Below are 15452 nucleotides of genomic sequence, written 5' to 3'. Positions count from 1 at the left end.
GGCGATGCCGGTGGTCCGCGAGTTCACGCTGCCCGACCTCGGTGAGGGACTCACCGGGGCGGAGGTGGTGCGCTGGATGGTCGAGGTCGGCGAGGTGATCGCCGTCGACCAGCCGGTGGTGGAGGTGGAGACCGCCAAGGCGGTGGTCGAGGTGCCCTGCCCGTACGGCGGGGTGGTGACCGCGCGGTACGGCGAGGTCGGGCAGGAGGTGCCGGTCGGCGCCCCGCTGGTGACCGTCGCGGTCGCGCCCGTGCCGGGGGGTGCGGACGAACCCGCGGTGGAGCGGCCGCTGGTCGGGTACGGGGTCGCCGAGACCCGGCGGGCCGGGCGGCGGCGGGTGCGACCGGCCGGGGCGTCTGCGGAGGTCCCTGCGGTGCCCGCGGTGCCTGCTGAGGTGCCCGCGGCGGCTCCGGGCGTGGCTCCGGCCGCGGCGGCTCCGGGCGTGGCTCCGGCCGCGGCGGCGGCTCCGGGCGTGGTGGCGGTGATCTCGCCGCTGGTGCGCCGGATCGCCCGGGAGCACGGCCTCGACCTGGCCGCGGTGCCCGGCAGCGGGCCGGACGGACTGGTCACCCGGCGGGACGTGGAGCGGGCGATCGCGGCAACCTCCGCGCCCGAGCCCGCGGTTGTTCCACGTGGAACCGGGCCGGAGGACGAGCTGGTGCCGCTGCGCGGGCTGCGCCGGGCGGTCGCCGAGAAGCTGACCCGCAGCCACCGGGAGATCCCCGCCGCGACCTGCTGGGTGGACGCCGACGCCACCGCGCTGATGGCGCTGCGCGCGGAGTCGAACCGGGCTCCGGGGCCGAAGCTGAGCGTGCTCGCGCTGCTGGCCCGGATCTGCCTGGCCGGGCTGGAGCGCTTCCCCGAGCTGAACGCGAGCGTCGAGGGAGAGGCGGTGCGGCGCCACGCCTCGGTGCACCTGGGCTTCGCCGCGCAGGGCCCGCGCGGGCTGCTGGTGCCGGTGGTCCGCGACGCCGGGCGGCTGGGCACCGAGCGGCTGGCGCAGGAGATGGCCCGGCTGACCGAGGGCGCCCGGGCGGGCACCCTGGCCCCGGCGGAGCTGACCGGCGGGACGTTCACCCTGAACAACTACGGGGTCTTCGGGGTGGACGGCTCGACGCCGATCCTGAACCACCCGGAGGCGGCGATGCTCGGCGTGGGGCGGATCGCGCCCAAGCCGTGGGTGCACGAGGGGGAGTTGGCGGTCCGCCAGGTCACCCAGCTGTCGTTCACCTTCGACCACCGGGTGTGCGACGGGGGGACGGCGGGCGGGTTCCTGCGGTTCGTGGCGGACTGCGTGGAACGGCCGGGGGCGTTGGTGCGGGCGTTGTAAGGGGCTGTTCCGGGGCGCTGCGCGGGGTGGGGGGCGCTGCGCGGCGCCGCGGGGCGGGTGTGGGGGAGCGGGGTGTGCGACGGGGGACGGCGGGTGGGTTCCTGCGGTTCGTGGCGGACTGCGTGGAGCGGCCGGGGGTGTTGGTGCGGGCGTTGTAGGGGGCGTCCCGGGGTGGCGCGGGGGAGGGTAGCGGGTGGACGGCCCGGGTGTCCGGGGTTCGCTGGATTCGTCTGATGAGCTGTGCGGTCGGTGTCAGTGTGCTGGGGCGTCAGTACACAGGTCGATCGGAAGCGAAACGATTCTCTTGAGCACTCGTCAGCTCGTACGGGAGAGCAGGCCGTCGAAGGCAGGGGTCGGCCGGGGCACCGCGGCCGGCCCCGTGCTGCCCGGTGCCGAAGCCGCTCCCGCCAGCCCGTCCGCCCCGGCCGAGCCCGCGGACGAACCTCCGACCGCGCCGGAGCCGCGGGAGCCGTCCGGGGCGGCGGAGCAGCCGGCCGCCGGGGCGGAGTCGGCCCCGGCGGTGGTGGTGGGGTCGCGGTCGGTCTCCGCGGTGCCGCCGCCGGCGCTCGGGCCGGTGCGGCCGCCGGGGCTGACCCCGGTGCCGGCCGTTCCGGCGAAGCCGACCTGGGCGCCCGCGGTGCCCGCGCCCGCCGCGCCCGCCGTGGCCGTCGCGCCCGCCGCGGCGCCGTTCGAGCCGCTGTTCCGGCAGGCCCCGGCGCTGAACTGGGTGGGCCCGGACGACCGGTGGACCAGGGCCTGGGGCGTGCAGACGGCGGTGGAGGCGCCCGCCGCGCTGGAGCCGGTGGGGGCCGCGGAGGCGGACGTCGAGCCGCCGGGGGCCGAGGACCTGGTGCTGGTGCGGGCCTGCCTGGCCGCGGTGGCACCGGACGCGGACCGGGCGATGGCGCACTTCCACGCGCTGATGTTCCTGCGCCACCCGGAGCTGCGGGCGATGTTCCCGGCCGCGATGGACGAGCAGCGCACCCGGCTGTTCCAGGCCCTGCGGCTCTGCGCGTCCCGGGCGGGCGACCCGGAGGCGCTGCGCGCGTACCTGGGCCCGCTGGGGCGTCGGCACCGCAAGTACGGGGCGCTGTCCCGGCACTACGCCTCGGTGGCGGACTGCCTGGTGGCGGCGCTGGCCAGGTACGGCGGCAGCGGCTGGGACGGGCGCACCGAGGCGGCCTGGCGGCGGCTGCTGGCGCTGGTGTCCCGGCTGATGGTGGAGGGTGCGGAGGAGGAGGCCCGCTCGGCCCCGCCGTGGTGGCAGGCGGAGGTGGTGGAGCACCGGCAGGCCACCCCGGACGTGGCGGTGCTGACGCTCCGCCCCGACCAGGCGTACCCGTTCCGGGCCGGGCAGTGGGCGGCGGTGGAGACGCCGTGGTGGCCGCGGGTGTGGCGGCCGTACTCGTTCGGTTCGGCGCCGCGGCCGGACGGGCTGCTGACGCTGCACGTGAAGGCGGTGCAGGCGGGCTGGGTGAGCAACGCGCTGGTGCACCGGGCGCGGCCGGGCGACGTGCTGCGGCTGGGGGCGGCGGAGGGGACGATGACGGTGGACCACGCGGCGGGGGAGGACCTGCTGTGCGTGGGCGGCGGCACCGGGATCGGGCCGGTCGCGGCGCTGGTCGAGGAGGTCGCGCAGCGCGGCGCGGCCGGGCGCCGGGTGGAGGTGTTCTACGGGGCGCGGCGGGCCGCGGAGCTGTACCGGCTGGAGGAGCTGCGCGAACTGGCGGACCGGCACGCCTGGTTGACGGTCCGCCCGGTGGTGTCGGAGGCGGCGGGCGCCCCGGCCGGGGCACTGCTCGGCGACCTGCCGGACGCGGTGGCCCGCTACGCGCCCTGGCACGGCTTCGCGGCGTACCTGAGCGGCCCGGCGGCCATGGTGCGGTCCGGGGCGGCGGTGCTGCGGCGCTGCGGGGTGCCGGAGGGGAGCGTCCGGCACGACCTGGCGGCGCGGGAGGACGGGCGGGACTGACGGGACCGGGCTGACGTCCGGTCAGCCCAGGTCCGGGGCGAGCAGGGCGCGGACGCCCTCGATGTTGGCGGCGAGGTAGGCGCGGAGGCTGGGAGGGACCACGTTGACCGAGGTGACGCCCTCGCGGGTGAACGGGACGCGGACGATCGCGTACTCGCCGTTCGGCTGCTCCACCTCGGGGCCGTGCCGACGGGACTCGTCCATCCCGGCGAGGCGGCAGACGAAGAAGTGCTGCACCTTGACGCCGTGCGGGTGCGCCGGGGTGCCGTCCTCGTGGTGGGAGTGCGCCACGGTGTCGACGAAGGCGGGCACCACGTCGGTGACCTTGCCGCCCAGCTCCTCGTCCACCTCCCGGTGCAGGGCGGCGACCACCGTCGGGTCGGTCGGCTCGACGCCGCCGCCGGGGGTGATCCAGTACGGGCGCGGGGAACCGGGGCGGACCCGGCGGATCAGCACCAGCGAGGCGGGCGCGTGCGGGTCGTCCGGATCGACCTCCAGCAGGATCGCGCGGGCGGTGCGTTTGACGACAGGACGGACCGGGCCCGACATGGCTGCCACCTCCGGGGCGCGAGCGTTGTGCGGGAGTCTGCCGCGCGGCGGAGGGCGCGAAACTCGCACACGGGGACGAATCGGCGGGACCTGTTGCGCCGTACGGGCGCACCGGCATGCCCGGGGGTGTCAGGCCGTGGCGATGGACACATCCGCTATGGATCTTCGATTCGTCCTGCCCTGCGAACTGACGCCTTGTAATCTATCGACATACTTGGGGTGTATCCTTCGCATTGAAGGCGAATTGCCCGATGTGTACATCATTGTCATTGCGGCGATGCCCGCCCTGTGCTCAAATGTCCGCCTGCCGGGCGGATTCGGAGCAGCCTCCTCCGAGTGCCAGTCGACGCCCGGGGGATGGGGATGAGCATGCACCGGATCGGGGAACCCGCGGGCCGGGGGACGGCTTCGACGACCGACAGCGCCATACGCGCGCCGCGGGCGCCCACCCTGATCACCTCGGTGCAGCGCGCCCTGCGCCTGCTGGAGGCGGTCGGCTCGCACGTCCACGGCGCCACCGCCAAGCAGCTGGCCCGCTCCGCCGGGCTCCCCCTCGGCACCACCTACCACCTGCTGCGCACCCTCACCCACGAGGGCTACCTGCGGCGCGAGGGCGGCCGGTTCTACTACGGCGCCTCGGTCGACGGGATCAGCCGCGCCGACACCCGGCAGTCCGAGCACGTCGACCTGCACGGACGGATGGAGGAGCTGCGCGACGAGCTCGGCGCCGCCGTCTACTACGCGGTCTACCAGGAGGGCGAGGTGCGGGTGGTCGACGTGGTCTCCGGCACCGGGCAGCCGCAGGTCGAGGAGTGGGCCGACTTCCGGTCCACCGCGCACGCGCACGCGATCGGGCTCTGCCTGCTCTCCCAGCTCGGCACCGAGGAGCAGCTCGACCACCTCTCCCGGCACCGTCCGGCCGCCCTCACCCCGTCCACCTCGGGGGACGTCCGGGCGGTGCTGCGCAGGCTGGAGCGGGTCCGTCCGACCATGCCGGTGCTGGAGCGCCAGGAGTACGCGCTCGGCACGGTCTGCGCGGCCGTCCCGATCACCGTCGGCTCGGTGGTCGCCACCATGGCCATCTCGCTGCCGCTGGAGCAGGCCGACCGGCTCGGCCCCGCGGCGGCCCGGCTGCGCTCGCTGGTCGGCGCGATGTTCCCGGCGTTCGTGCGGTGAGGGGCCCCGCGCGGTGGAGGAGGTGGTGGAGGGGTGCTCCCGTGCGGTGATTCCGTGTCGTGTTCGTTCACCATTTGAAAAAGCGAACCTTGTCCGCATCGCTGGCAAACGTGGACGATGAGGTTCGAACGGGGAATCAGGGGACAAAGCCCCACAGATGCAGCCACCCGTCCGCAGGTACCCGCACGACCTGACGGGCCAGCCCCACCGGGGTGCCGTTCCAGCACAGCGAACAAGATCGAACCGATATGCCCGCCCACCGCTCGACCCTCGGCGCACCGGGCGGGCAGAACGAGAGGTACTGGCGCATGCACAGCACGGTCCAAGCCCAGACGGCGATGCACCTCGTGGTGTCGAGCGAGCTCTCCTTCCGCATCGCGGTCGACCTGGACTACGACGGTGACGACCCGTTCGCCGTCCGCTTCACCTTCCACCTGCCCGGCGACGAACCGGTGACCTGGGTGTTCGCCCGCGAGCTCCTGGTCGACGGGATGAGCCGCCCCACCGGTGAGGGCGACGTGCACATCCACCCGGTCGGCGACGACCTCGCCGAGGTCTGCCTGGTGCTGCGCTCCGCCGAGGGCGACGCCCTGATGCGCGCGGCCGCACCGCCGCTGCTGGCCTTCCTGGCCCGCACCGACCGGCTGGTGCCGATGGGCCAGGAGCTGGCCGGCGGGGAGCTGGACGAGGAACTCGCCTCGATCCTCTCCACCACCGGGCACGAGAACGCGGGCTGACCCCGGGTGCGTTCCGGGGCCGGCCCGCAGGACCGGCCGGTCCTCCGACGGTGCACCCGTCGCAGGACCGGCCGGTCGGTCGTCCCGGTCGTTCCGGTCGGCTCAGTCGTCGCCGAAGGCGAGGTTGAGGCCCCAGGACACCAGGCTGATGATCAGCGCGCCGAGCAGCGCCGACCAGAAGCCGTCCACGTGGAAGTCCAGGTTCAGCTTGTCCGAGGCCCAGGAGGTCAGCCACAGCATCAGGGCGTTGATCACGAAGGTGATCAGCCCCAGGGTGAGGACGAACAGCGGTAGCGAGAACAGCTTCACCAGCGGCTTGATCAGGAAGTTGATCACGCCGAAGACCAGGGCGACCCCGATCACGGTGAGCGCCTTGTGCTGCCAGTCGTCGTTGTCCCCCGTGAGCGTGATCCCGGTGACGATCCAGGCGGCGACCCAGATCGCCGCCGCGTTGATGAGCGTTTTGATCACGAAATTCTTCATGCTGCGGATGGTGACAGGCCCGGACGGGTGGGCGGAAGCTCTCCGGGGCGGTGTTGTTGAATGGGGCCCGACCGGGAGAGGAGCCGAGCCCCGATGAAGCTGTTCCGGCTGGACGAACTCGACGCCGAGCGCGCCGCGGGCGACGGCGCGTACCTGCGCTTCCTGAAGCAGCCGACGATGTCCGCCGGGCTGTACGCGCTCTCCCCCGGTGACACCGACCCGCAGACCCCGCACGCCCAGGACGAGATCTACCTGGTGGTCAGCGGCCGGGCCGAGCTGACCGTCGGCCGGGAGACCGCCACGGTCGGGCGCGGCAGCGTGGTGTTCGTCCCCGCCGGGACGGAGCACCGCTTCCACCACATCACCGAGGAACTGCGGGTGCTCGTGGTCTTCTCCCCGCCGGAGGACTGACCGTGCCGAGGCCGCACCCGCGCAGGAGGACGAACCCGTGAAGCTCACCGACGAACTGTGGGCGGCCGCCGAGCCGACCTACCGCCGGATCCTCGACCACCCCTTCCTGCTCGGCCTCGCCGACGGCACCCTCCCGCGCGCCGCGTTCCGGCACTTCGTCGTCCAGGACTCCCACTACCTGCGCGACTACGCCCGGGCGCTGGCCGTCTGCGCCGCCAAGGCCCCCGGCGAGGACGAGGTGCTGGCCTTCTCCAACGACGCGGTCGGCGCGATCGCCGCCGAGCAGGAGATGCACGGCGAGTTCATGGCCGCGCTCGGCGGCGCCGCCGACGGCGACGAGGTGGTGCTGCCCACCACCCGCGCCTACACCTCCTACCTGCTGGCCACCGCGTACGGCGGCTCCTTCGCCGAGGCGCTCGGCGCCGTCCTGCCCTGCTACTGGATCTACGCCCGGGTCGGCGAGGAGCTGGCCCGCCGCTCCTCCCCCGAGCCGCTCTACGCCAAGTGGATCGCCGCCTACGGGGACGAGGGCTTCCAGACCGTGGTGCGCCGCGTCCTGGAGCTCACCGACCGGGTCGGCGAGGAGCTGTCCGCGGCCGAACGGCGGCGCGTGGTCGGGCACTTCACCACCACCTCGCGCTACGAGTGGATGTTCTGGGACGCCGCCTGGCGCGGCGAGACCTGGCCGGTCTGAGGGTTCTCCCCGAGGCCGGACCGGGCCCCGGGTCAGGGAAGGATCTCCGGGTTCTCTCCGGGCCGTTCCCCCTCGATTTCGGCTCCCGGCCCCGCCTACGATCGACGTGTCGAGATCGAGGGAGCGGGAACGCAGCCGGAACCACCGGCACCGACCCCGAGAGGAGAAGGCACGGACATGGCCGAGCTCTGGAAGTCGCTGCCCTCGTGGGTGCGCAACATCGTGGTGCCGATCCTGCTGCTGGTGCTCGCCTGGAAGATCTTCACGGCGATCCTCGCCGTGGTGGCGGGCATCATCGGGTTCGCGATCAACGTGCTGGTGCTGGTCGGCATCGCCGCGGTCGTGGTGATCCTGCTCAAGAAGGCCGCCAGGAGCTAGCGGCCCCCGCGGGCCGGGGCGGCCAGGCCCGCCAGGTAGTCGTCGAGGTCCCGGCCCGGGGTGAAGCCCCGGGACCGGGACTTCCGCGTGTCCAGCACCACCCGGTGCGCCAACTGGTCCAGCGCGTACGCGGTGAGGTGCGGTCGGCGGCCCACCGCGAGCGCCGCCAGCCGGGGCGGGACGTGCAGCAGCCGGGCCCGCCGCCGGTGCGCGGCGAGGACGGCGCGCAGCGCGGCGTCCCGGGCGTACGGGGCGCGGTCGGCGACGTTGTACGCCCCCGGCGGCCAGTCCCGCGCCCGCAGGCACGCCTCGGCGAGGTTCTCCACCGCCGTCAGGCTGAGCGCCACGTCCCCGCCCGGCAGCGGCAGCACCCCGCACCGGACGGACGCCAGCAGCCGCGGCACCAGGTGCGGGTCCCCGGGCCCGTACACCGCGCGCGGGCGCAGCACCACGGCACCCGCGGCCAGCGCGAGGGCGTCCGCGAGCGACTTCGTCCGCCCGTACGCGTTCAGGTGGCCGCCGGTGGTGGGGTGCTCCTCCGTCACCGAGGAGCGGTCCCGGCGCGGGTCGTAGACGCTCGCGCTGCTCACGAACACGAAGGGCCGACCGGCGGCGGCCGCCAGCAGGCGCTCGGTCGCCACCACGTTCACCAGGTGCTGGGTCCGCTCCGCGGGCGACCCGGGCGGGTGGTCGCCGACGGCGGCGGCGCAGTGCACCACGAGGTCCGCCGCGCGGACCTCCGGCGGGACGGGGGCGGCGGAGGTGGCGTCCCAGGGGACGTGCGTGCCGTGGCGGGGCGGGCGGCGGCCGAGCGCCAGGACGCGGTGGCCGCGGGCGGTGGCGAGGGCGGCCAGGTGGGAGCCGCAGAAGCCGGTGGCACCGGTCAGCGCGAGGGTGAGGGACACGGCGGGATTCCTTCCGGCGGGGGCCGCTGCCGAGGGCTCAGGAGGCCCGGACGATGCAGGTGCGGTAGGAGGGGAGGGCGCCCGCGGGGTGCGGGGCGGTGCGCAGGACGCGGGGGCGGTGGGGGGCCAGGGTGCTGAGCAGGAGGGTGAGTTGGGCGCGGGCGAGGGCCGCGCCGGGGCAGGCGTGCGGGCCCAGGCCGAAGGGGGCGCGGACGGCGTGGGAGTGGGTGGGGGTGTCGTGGTGGGACTGGGCGGCGTGCCGGGCGACCAGCAGGAGGCGGTCGCCGCGCCGGATGCGGTGGCCGAGGACGGTCGCGTCGGCGGCCGCGGCGCGCGGGAGGACGGGGGAGGCCGCGGTGCGGCGCAGCAGTTCCGCGGCGAGGGCCGGGGCGTCGTGGCGGGCCTGCGCCCAGAGGCGGTCGCGGGCGCACCAGGCGGCGGCGCGGGGCAGCGCGGCGAGGGTGGTGTTGACCGCGGCGACGGCGAGCATCGCGTCCCGCGGGTCGGGCAGCAGTTCCTGCAGCCGCAGCGCGGCCCGGCGGGCGCGGCGGCCGCGGCCCGGGCGGGGCAGCAGGGCGGGCAGGTGGGCGCGGGCGGTGGCGGCGGCGGCCCGTTCCGCGGCCAGGGCGAGGCGGACGGGGTCGGCGTCGCTGCCGGTGAGCGCGGCGGCGGTCGCGCCGGCCAGTTCGCGGACGGCCGGGACGAGGTCGACCGGCGCGGTCAGGCCGCCCAGGTGCCGGTCGAGGATCCGCTGCCAGAGCGGCTGCAGCGCGGCCACCCCCGCCGGGCCCAGCAGGTGCGCCAACTCGCGGCGGGCGGTGCGGTGTTCGGCTCCCTGCTGGTCGAAGAGCAGGCTGCCGCCGGTGAGGCGGGCGGCGGTGCCGCCGGTGGTGCGCGCGGCCGTCCGGTCGAGCGGGACGCGGGTGAGGACCTCGCGGTAGGCGTCCGGGTGGTGGACCAGTACGGTGCGGCCGAGCCGGAGCAGCGGACGCCGCCTGGTCGCGGCGAGCAGGGCGAACAGCAGCGGGTGGCTGCGCAGGTAGACGGTGCGGTCGGAGCGGCTGGCTCGGGTCAACGGGGGCTCCGGGGAAGGTAGTTGACGAGCTGGGGAGTGTGGCGGGGCAACGGGGGTGTCGGGGGGGCGGGTTGCTGGGCAGAGGTGGGCAACGGGACTGCTGGGAAGCGGTGTTGAGTTGAGGTGCGGGTCAACGGGTGTTCCGGGAGCGGGAGTCGGCGAGCCGGGCGGCGCAGTAGCGGGCGGCGGCGGGGCGGTCGGGTTTGCGGGAGCGGCCGGTCAGCGGGACGGGGCCCAGCAGGAGGGCGTCGGGGCGGGCGGTGCCCATCCGGGCGAGCGGGACGTGCAGGGCGGCGCGCAGGCGGTGCGGGTCGGCGCCCGGGCGGGGCTGCACCAGGGCGACCAGCCGTTCGTCGCCGTCCGGGGCCGGAACGCCCACCAGGACGGCCAGTTCGACGTCCGGCAGGTGCAGGGAGGGCTCGTACAGGCCCGGGTAGATGTTCTCGGCGCGGCGCAGCACCATGTCCTTGAGGCGCCCGGCCAGCACGATCCGCCCGGCCGGGTCCAGGCGGGCCAGGTCGCCGGTGCGCACCCACCGGTCCGGGGCCTCGCCGAGGTAGCGGTCGCGGGCGGACGGGGCGGCGAGCAGCAGTTCGCCGTCCGCGCCGAGCCGGGTGCGGACGCCCGGCAGTGGGTGGCCCAGCAGGTCACCCGGGCCGTCGTGGGCGCTCTTGTCGCGCTCCTCGACGGCCGCGGCCGGGAACAGCTCGGTCAGCGCGTACACCCCCCACGCCTCGCTCGCGCCCGCCCGCTTCGCCCGGCGCAGCAGGGCGGCGTCGGCGGGGGCGGAGCCCGTCCAGACCCGGCCGGTGAGCCTGGTCAGCGGACGGAGCTGCGGCGGCGTCAGGTAGGTCTCGTCCGGGGCGAGCCGGTCGACCTGGCGCTGCAGCACGGCAGGGCGGCGGGCCGGCAGGGCGACCGTCGCCCCCGCGGCCAGCGCCGGGACCAGCACGAACGTCGTCCCGCCCAGCACCGTGCGCCCCGGCCGGGGCCGCACCAGCGCGTCGACCGCCCGCATCCCGGCGGCCAGCGAGGCCCGCGAGTGCACCACCGCGCGCGGCGCGGACGTCGTGCCGGAGGTGAACACCACCACCGCGTCGCCGTCGCCCTCGTACGCGGCCGGGGCGGGCGCGGCGTGCTCGGTCAGCGGGCGGGCGCACCACGGGTGGCGGGGGCCGACGGTGGCCACCGGGCCGAGGGTCCTCAGCGGCGGCAGCTCCAGCCGCGCGCGACGGGCCAGCGGACGGGCCCACCCCGCGACGGCCTGCGCGGTCGCGTCGGCCAGCACCAGCGCGGGCGGGGCCAGCGCCAGCCGCGCCCGCAGCACCTCCGGCCCGGCGCCCGGGTCGAGCACGGCGCTGCGCAGGCCCAGCCGGTGCGCCGCCAGCAGCACCGCGAGGGCCCGCGGGCCCGGACGCACCGCCACCCCCAGGGTGTCGCCCGGGCGCAGGCCGTGGGCGTGGTGCAGGGCGGCGGCGTAGCGCTCGGCGAGGGCGGCGAGGTCGCCGCAGCGGGCGAGGACGCGGGGGGCGCCGCGGCGGGTGGTGCCGAGGAGGGCGGGGCGGGAGGCGCCCTCGTGCAGGGTGCGGGCGAGCTGGTCGAGCACGGCGTCACCTTTCGGCAGTCGGAGGGGGAGGAGAGGGTCCGTCAGGGGCCCGGGGAACGGCGGGCTCGGGGCTGCCGGCGGTGCACTGCCGTTGCGTGCGGTGGCTCCGGGTTCTGTTCGGGCGGCCCGAAGCAGCACGGACACCTCGACGGGCTCCGGCCGCCAGCAGCACGGACTCGCCGTTCCCCGAGCCCCTGGTGGGGCTCCCCGGCGGGGCTCCCTCACCTGATGTCGACGTCGCGGTGGCCCGGGCCGCGTTCGAGGTACCAGCGGGCGGTGCCGCGCAGGCCGTAGGCGCGGATGCGGCGGGTGGAGTTCTGCACGACCATGTCGGGGCGGTGGACGATGGCGGTGGTGTGGCGGCGGACGCGGTTGATGAAGGTGCGGTCTGTGGGGGAGGGGCGGCGGGGCATGCCCTCGGTGGCGAGGTAGAGGGCGGCGGTGACGGCCATGTTGTTGCCGGCGTGCATGCGGTAGGGCGTGAGGTAGCCGTGGCGGCGGTGGTGGGCGGGGCGGAGGCGGCCGAAGAGGGCGCCGAGGGCGACCAGGACGCGGAAGACGGCGCGGCCGAGGGGGCCGTGCTCGTCGCGGCGGGCGGTGACGCGTCCGCAGACCAGGCCGCCGCAGGCCAGCATGGCGGCGCGGGCGGCACCGGTCCAGCCGGGTTCGGGGAGGCAGTCGGCGTCGGTGCGGGCGAGCAGGCTCGCGCCGCGGGCGATGGCGTGGCGGAAGCCGGTGTCGACGGCGCAGCCGACGCCCTTCTCGGGTTCGGTGATCAGGTGGACGGGGAAGGGCGCGGTGCGGGCGAAGGCGAGGACCTGGTCGCCGGTGGTGTCGGTGGAGCCGTTGTCGACGACCAGCAGGGTGAAGTCGCGGTCGTGCTGGGCGGCGAGGGCGTGCAGGGTGCCGTCGATGCGGGCGGCTTCCTGGTAGGCGGGGACGACCACCCACAGGTCGGTCGTGCGGGGTTCGGTCACGACTTCTCCCAGACCATCGTGATCAGGCTGACGCCGCCGCCGAGGCCGACCATCAGGACGCGGTCACCGGCGTCCAACTCGTCCATGACGAGGTCGAGTTGGACGCCGATGGTGGCGGAGGCCAGGTTGCCGAGTTCGGGGACGGTGACGACCAGCCGGTCGGCGGGGACGCCGGTGAGCTCCACGAAGCGCTCCAGGTAGGGCAGGGTGACCTGGTGGACCAGGACGCGGGCGTAGGCGTCCCAGCCGAGGCCGGTGCGGGCGGCGACGCGGGTGAGGATGTCGGCGCCGATCTGCTCGAAGACGCCGCGCAACTCCTTGCCGCCGCCGCGGAAGTAGCTCCACTCGTCGCCGCGCGGGTGGCGGGAGCCGCCGCCGGGGATGCCGCCGACCTCCCAGTGCTCGGAGGCGGTCTGGGTCTCCACGTCGAGGATGCCGCCGCGCTCGACGCGTTCGACCAGGACGGCGGCGGCGCCGTCGCCGAAGGTGTACCCGGCGAAGCCCTCCCGGAACTCGGCCAGGCCGGAGGGGTCGCGGCGCATGGCGCGGCTGGGGGTCTCGCCGGTGACGACCAGGGCGCGGGTAGCCCGGCCGGCCAGGATCATCGCGCGGGCGGTGTCGATGCCGTTGAGGAAGCTGTTGCAGGCGTTGGAGACGTCCAACGCGTGGGCCCGGGAGCCGAGTTCGGCCTGGACGAGGTGGGCGGTGGCGGGTTCGCAGACGTCCCGGGAGGCGGAGGCGAACAGCAGCAGGTCGAGGTCGGCGGGGTCCAGTCCGCGGCGGGCGAGGGCCGTGCGGGCGGCGCCGAGGGCGAGGGTGGAGGGGTGCTCGTCCGGTCCGGCGAAGCGGCGGGTGCGGATGCCGGTGGCCTTCTCGAACATGCCGTCGGGCAGCGGGAGGCGGGCACCGGCGGCCACCTCGTCCTGCAACTGCCGTGAGGTGACGGTCCGTTGCGGGAGGTGGGAGCCGACGGCGGTGATTCCGACGCGGGGCAGCAGGTCCATGCCCCGATGGTCGTCCGGGGCGGCGGGCGGGGCGTGAGTACGGGTACTCAGCCGGGGCCGGGGATGCGGAGACGGCGCGGGGTGCGGGGACGGCGCGGCCCGTACGGCGGTGGTGCTGCCGTACGGGCCGTGGTGCGCGGGTGCGTCAGTCGCCGTTGCCGGCCTGGACCGGGATGACTTGGGTGGCCGGGGCCGGGGCCGGGGCGGGTGCCGGGGCCTCGGCCGGGGCCGGGGCGTTCATCGAGTTGAGCAGCTGGCGGGCCAGGCCGAGGCCGGTGCCGCCCATGGTGAGCGCCTTGGCGAACATCTCGGACATGCCCTCGGCGCCGTTCAGCAGCACCATGTGCTCGACGTTGCCGAAGGCGTCCGCACCGGCCCGGACGATGGCGGGCCAGTTCTCGGCCAACTGCTGGGCGACGACGGCCTCCTGGTTCTCGGCCAGGGCCGCGGCGCGGGCCTTGATGCCCTCGGCCTCGGCCAGACCCTGGGCCCGGGTGGCCTCCGCCTCGGCGAGGCCCTTGGCGCGGGCGGCCTCGGCCTCGGCCAGGCCCTTCGCGGCCTCGGCGGCGGCCTGGGCCTCACCGGTGGCGCGGGTGGCCTCGGCGGCGGCCAGGCCGCGGGCCCGGGTGGCCTCGGCCTCGGCGGCCGCGGCGACCTTGACCCGGTTGGCCTCGGCGGCGGTCTTCAGCTCGGTCTCCCGGGAGAGCGCCTCGGCGGCGGAGATCCGGGCGTCGCGGTCGGCCTCGGCCTTGGTGCGGGTCTCGTACGCGCGGGCGTCGGCGGGCTTGCGGACGTCGGCCTGGAGCTGCTGCTCCTTGCGGTGCGCCTCCAGCTCGGCGACCTTGGTCTCCTGGACCACGACCTCCTGTCGGGCGGCGGCCTGGGCGAGCGGCCCGGCCTGCAGTGCGCGGGCCGCGGCGGTGTCCATCTCGGCCTGGTAACCGGCCTGCTGGATGCCGGAGTTGCGCGTCGCCTCGGCCTTGCGGGCGAACGCCTCCTGCTCGGCCTCGGTGGCCCGGCGGTCGGCCTCGGCGGCCGCGATCCGGGCGTCGCGCTGGACGGCGGCGGCGTGCGGCGCGGCCAGGTTGGTGATGTAGCCGGTCGGGTCCAGGATCTCCTGGATCTGCAGCGAGTCGATGATCAGGCCGAGCTTCTCCATCTCGATGCCCGAGGCGGAGCGGGTCTCCCCGGTGAGCCGCTCGCGGTCGCGGATCATGTCCTCGACGGTCAGCCCGCCGACGATCGAGCGCAGGTGGCCCGCGAACACGTTGTGCACCCGCTGGCCCATCATCTTCTGCTGGTCCAGGAAGCGGCGGGCGGCGTTGGCGATCGACGCCGGGTCGTCGCCGACCTTGAAGATGACGACCCCCTTGACGTGCACCGGGATGCCCTGCGAGGTCACGCACTCGACGTCCAGCGCGGCCTCGTTGAGGTCCAGCGACAGCCGCCGGACCACCTGGACGCCGGGCACCACGAAGGTGCCCCGTCCGGTGACCACGCGGAAGCCGAGGCCCTCGCCGTGCTTGGAACCCGAGATGACCAGGGCCTCGTTGGGTTCGGCAACGCGCCACATCAGCTTGAAAAGCAGGACGATCAGGACGAGTCCTGCAACAACCGCTCCGACGATGCCGATCAGCATCGCGATCTCCCCCTTCGTGGCACACCGGTCCGTGGCTGCGCTGGGTGGTGCAGTTCGTGGGCGCGGAACCCGGTGGCAGCCGCATTCTGCGCCTGTCGTGATCGCGGGGGAAGGGGACGCGACGGTGGTGGCCCTCACTGTCCCGAAACTGTTGCAGGGGGTTTGCCCGCGGTTGGCGGGGAGAGGTCAGAAGGGCTCCACGTACACCGTGCGCGGTGGCTGGTAATCGACCACGACCACCATGGTGCCGGGCAGCAGCGGTTCGCCCGGCACGGCCCGGTACGCCAGGAACGCCTCGGTGCCCAGCCGTTCGGGGACGTGCACCATCACCTCGCCGACCAGGCCCGCGCCGATCCGTCCCGTCACCCGCCCCACCAGTCCGATCACACCGGGATTCTCCCCCTCGGGGCGCCGGTGTGAACAGCGAAGCCCCGCCCGGGAGTTCTACCCCCGCGCGCCCGTACCGGCTGCGGCGCCCTGGACCGGTGCCCGTCCGGTGCCCTACCGTGGTCGGCG

Annotated in this window: 16 protein-coding genes; 7 read left to right on the top strand and 9 right to left on the bottom strand. The window is 75.6% G+C overall.

The genetic code is table 11. From position 1 onward, the window contains the following. Positions 1-4: 4 nt before the first annotated feature. Positions 5-1330 carry a dihydrolipoamide acetyltransferase family protein gene (locus QSK52_RS04495; RefSeq protein WP_285734415.1) on the top strand — a complete coding sequence of 442 codons (1326 nt, stop codon included), beginning with the start codon at positions 5-7 and terminating at the stop codon, positions 1328-1330. Positions 1331-1634: 304 nt separating this feature from the next. Continuing rightward, positions 1635-3302: a globin domain-containing protein gene (locus QSK52_RS04490; protein WP_285733798.1), complete on the top strand. Its 1668-nt coding sequence runs from the start codon at positions 1635-1637 to the stop codon at positions 3300-3302. Between the two features lie 21 nt (positions 3303-3323). Here the strand turns inward: QSK52_RS04490 and QSK52_RS04485 are convergent, their stop codons facing one another. Further along, positions 3324-3851: an NUDIX domain-containing protein gene (locus tag QSK52_RS04485; protein ID WP_285733797.1), complete on the bottom strand. Its 528-nt coding sequence runs from the start codon at positions 3849-3851 to the stop codon at positions 3324-3326. Positions 3852-4214: 363 nt separating this feature from the next. On the opposite strand from QSK52_RS04485, the gene QSK52_RS04480 reads away from it, so the two are divergent. Both QSK52_RS04480 and QSK52_RS04475 read left to right on the top strand, forming a co-directional pair. After that, positions 4215-5027: an IclR family transcriptional regulator gene (locus QSK52_RS04480; RefSeq protein ID WP_285733795.1), complete on the top strand. Its 813-nt coding sequence runs from the start codon at positions 4215-4217 to the stop codon at positions 5025-5027. Between the two features lie 308 nt (positions 5028-5335). Then, complete coding sequence (locus tag QSK52_RS04475) at positions 5336-5764, top strand: SsgA family sporulation/cell division regulator (protein ID WP_285733791.1); 429 nt, start codon at positions 5336-5338, stop codon at positions 5762-5764. 102 nt (positions 5765-5866) lie between these two features. Here the strand turns inward: QSK52_RS04475 and QSK52_RS04470 are convergent, their stop codons facing one another. Next, positions 5867-6247, bottom strand: coding sequence for a phage holin family protein (locus QSK52_RS04470; protein WP_285733788.1), 381 nt, complete (start codon positions 6245-6247; stop codon positions 5867-5869). Between the two features lie 93 nt (positions 6248-6340). On the opposite strand from QSK52_RS04470, the gene QSK52_RS04465 reads away from it, so the two are divergent. The 3 genes from QSK52_RS04465 (at position 6341) to QSK52_RS04455 (ending at position 7730) form a co-directional block, all read left to right on the top strand. Continuing rightward, complete coding sequence (locus QSK52_RS04465; protein WP_033217784.1) at positions 6341-6658, top strand: cupin domain-containing protein; 318 nt, start codon at positions 6341-6343, stop codon at positions 6656-6658. Positions 6659-6695: 37 nt separating this feature from the next. Next, complete coding sequence (tenA, locus tag QSK52_RS04460; protein WP_285733783.1) at positions 6696-7352, top strand: thiaminase II; 657 nt, start codon at positions 6696-6698, stop codon at positions 7350-7352. Positions 7353-7529: 177 nt separating this feature from the next. Beyond that, positions 7530-7730: a hypothetical protein gene (locus tag QSK52_RS04455; protein ID WP_285733781.1), complete on the top strand. Its 201-nt coding sequence runs from the start codon at positions 7530-7532 to the stop codon at positions 7728-7730. On the opposite strand, the gene QSK52_RS04450 is transcribed toward QSK52_RS04455, so the two are convergent. The 7 genes from QSK52_RS04450 to QSK52_RS04420 form a co-directional block, all read right to left on the bottom strand. Further along, positions 7727-8635, bottom strand: coding sequence for an NAD-dependent epimerase/dehydratase family protein (locus QSK52_RS04450; RefSeq protein ID WP_285733779.1), 909 nt, complete (start codon positions 8633-8635; stop codon positions 7727-7729). The genes QSK52_RS04455 and QSK52_RS04450 overlap by 4 nt on opposite strands. A 37-nt stretch (positions 8636-8672) precedes the next feature. Beyond that, positions 8673-9710 (bottom strand): cytochrome P450, encoded by a 1038-nt coding sequence (locus QSK52_RS04445; RefSeq protein WP_285733777.1) that lies wholly within the window; start codon positions 9708-9710, stop codon positions 8673-8675. A gap of 130 nt (positions 9711-9840) precedes the next feature. After that, entirely contained in the window at positions 9841-11316 is a 1476-nt protein-coding gene (locus QSK52_RS04440) for an AMP-binding protein (RefSeq protein ID WP_285733775.1), read from the bottom strand. Between the two features lie 221 nt (positions 11317-11537). After that, positions 11538-12293 carry a glycosyltransferase family A protein gene (locus QSK52_RS04435; protein WP_285733773.1) on the bottom strand — a complete coding sequence of 252 codons (756 nt, stop codon included), beginning with the start codon at positions 12291-12293 and terminating at the stop codon, positions 11538-11540. After that, positions 12290-13297, bottom strand: a complete 1008-nt coding sequence (locus QSK52_RS04430) for a 3-oxoacyl-ACP synthase III family protein (RefSeq protein WP_285733771.1) — start codon at positions 13295-13297, stop codon at positions 12290-12292. The genes QSK52_RS04435 and QSK52_RS04430 overlap by 4 nt, the downstream gene beginning before the upstream one ends. A gap of 145 nt (positions 13298-13442) precedes the next feature. Beyond that, a complete protein-coding gene (locus QSK52_RS04425; RefSeq protein WP_285733769.1) occupies positions 13443-14936 on the bottom strand; it encodes a flotillin family protein in 1494 nt (497 codons plus the stop codon). Positions 14937-15122: 186 nt separating this feature from the next. Further along, positions 15123-15323, bottom strand: a complete 201-nt coding sequence (locus tag QSK52_RS04420; RefSeq protein ID WP_285733767.1) for a hypothetical protein — start codon at positions 15321-15323, stop codon at positions 15123-15125. Positions 15324-15452 lie beyond the last annotated feature (129 nt).

This window comes from Kitasatospora phosalacinea, from assembly GCF_030268885.1.
GTDB lineage: Bacteria > Actinomycetota > Actinomycetes > Streptomycetales > Streptomycetaceae > Kitasatospora > Kitasatospora phosalacinea_C.
Note: the sequence above shows the minus strand (reverse complement) of the source record. Positions and strands in the feature narration are given on the sequence as shown.

What these genes read in the sequence shown, in the direction of transcription:
- QSK52_RS04495 (WP_285734415.1), top strand. Translation starts at nt 5, where the DNA reads ATGCCGGTGGTCCGCGAGTTCACGCTGCCCGACCTCGGTGAGGGACTC.
- QSK52_RS04465 (WP_033217784.1), top strand. Translation starts at nt 6,341, where the DNA reads ATGAAGCTGTTCCGGCTGGACGAACTCGACGCCGAGCGCGCCGCGGGC.
- QSK52_RS04425 (WP_285733769.1), bottom strand. Translation starts at nt 14,936, where the DNA reads ATGCTGATCGGCATCGTCGGAGCGGTTGTTGCAGGACTCGTCCTGATC.
- QSK52_RS04455 (WP_285733781.1), top strand. Translation starts at nt 7,530, where the DNA reads ATGGCCGAGCTCTGGAAGTCGCTGCCCTCGTGGGTGCGCAACATCGTG.
- QSK52_RS04430 (WP_285733771.1), bottom strand. Translation starts at nt 13,297, where the DNA reads ATGGACCTGCTGCCCCGCGTCGGAATCACCGCCGTCGGCTCCCACCTC.
- QSK52_RS04480 (WP_285733795.1), top strand. Translation starts at nt 4,215, where the DNA reads ATGAGCATGCACCGGATCGGGGAACCCGCGGGCCGGGGGACGGCTTCG.
- QSK52_RS04475 (WP_285733791.1), top strand. Translation starts at nt 5,336, where the DNA reads ATGCACAGCACGGTCCAAGCCCAGACGGCGATGCACCTCGTGGTGTCG.
- QSK52_RS04485 (WP_285733797.1), bottom strand. Translation starts at nt 3,851, where the DNA reads ATGTCGGGCCCGGTCCGTCCTGTCGTCAAACGCACCGCCCGCGCGATC.
- QSK52_RS04470 (WP_285733788.1), bottom strand. Translation starts at nt 6,247, where the DNA reads ATGAAGAATTTCGTGATCAAAACGCTCATCAACGCGGCGGCGATCTGG.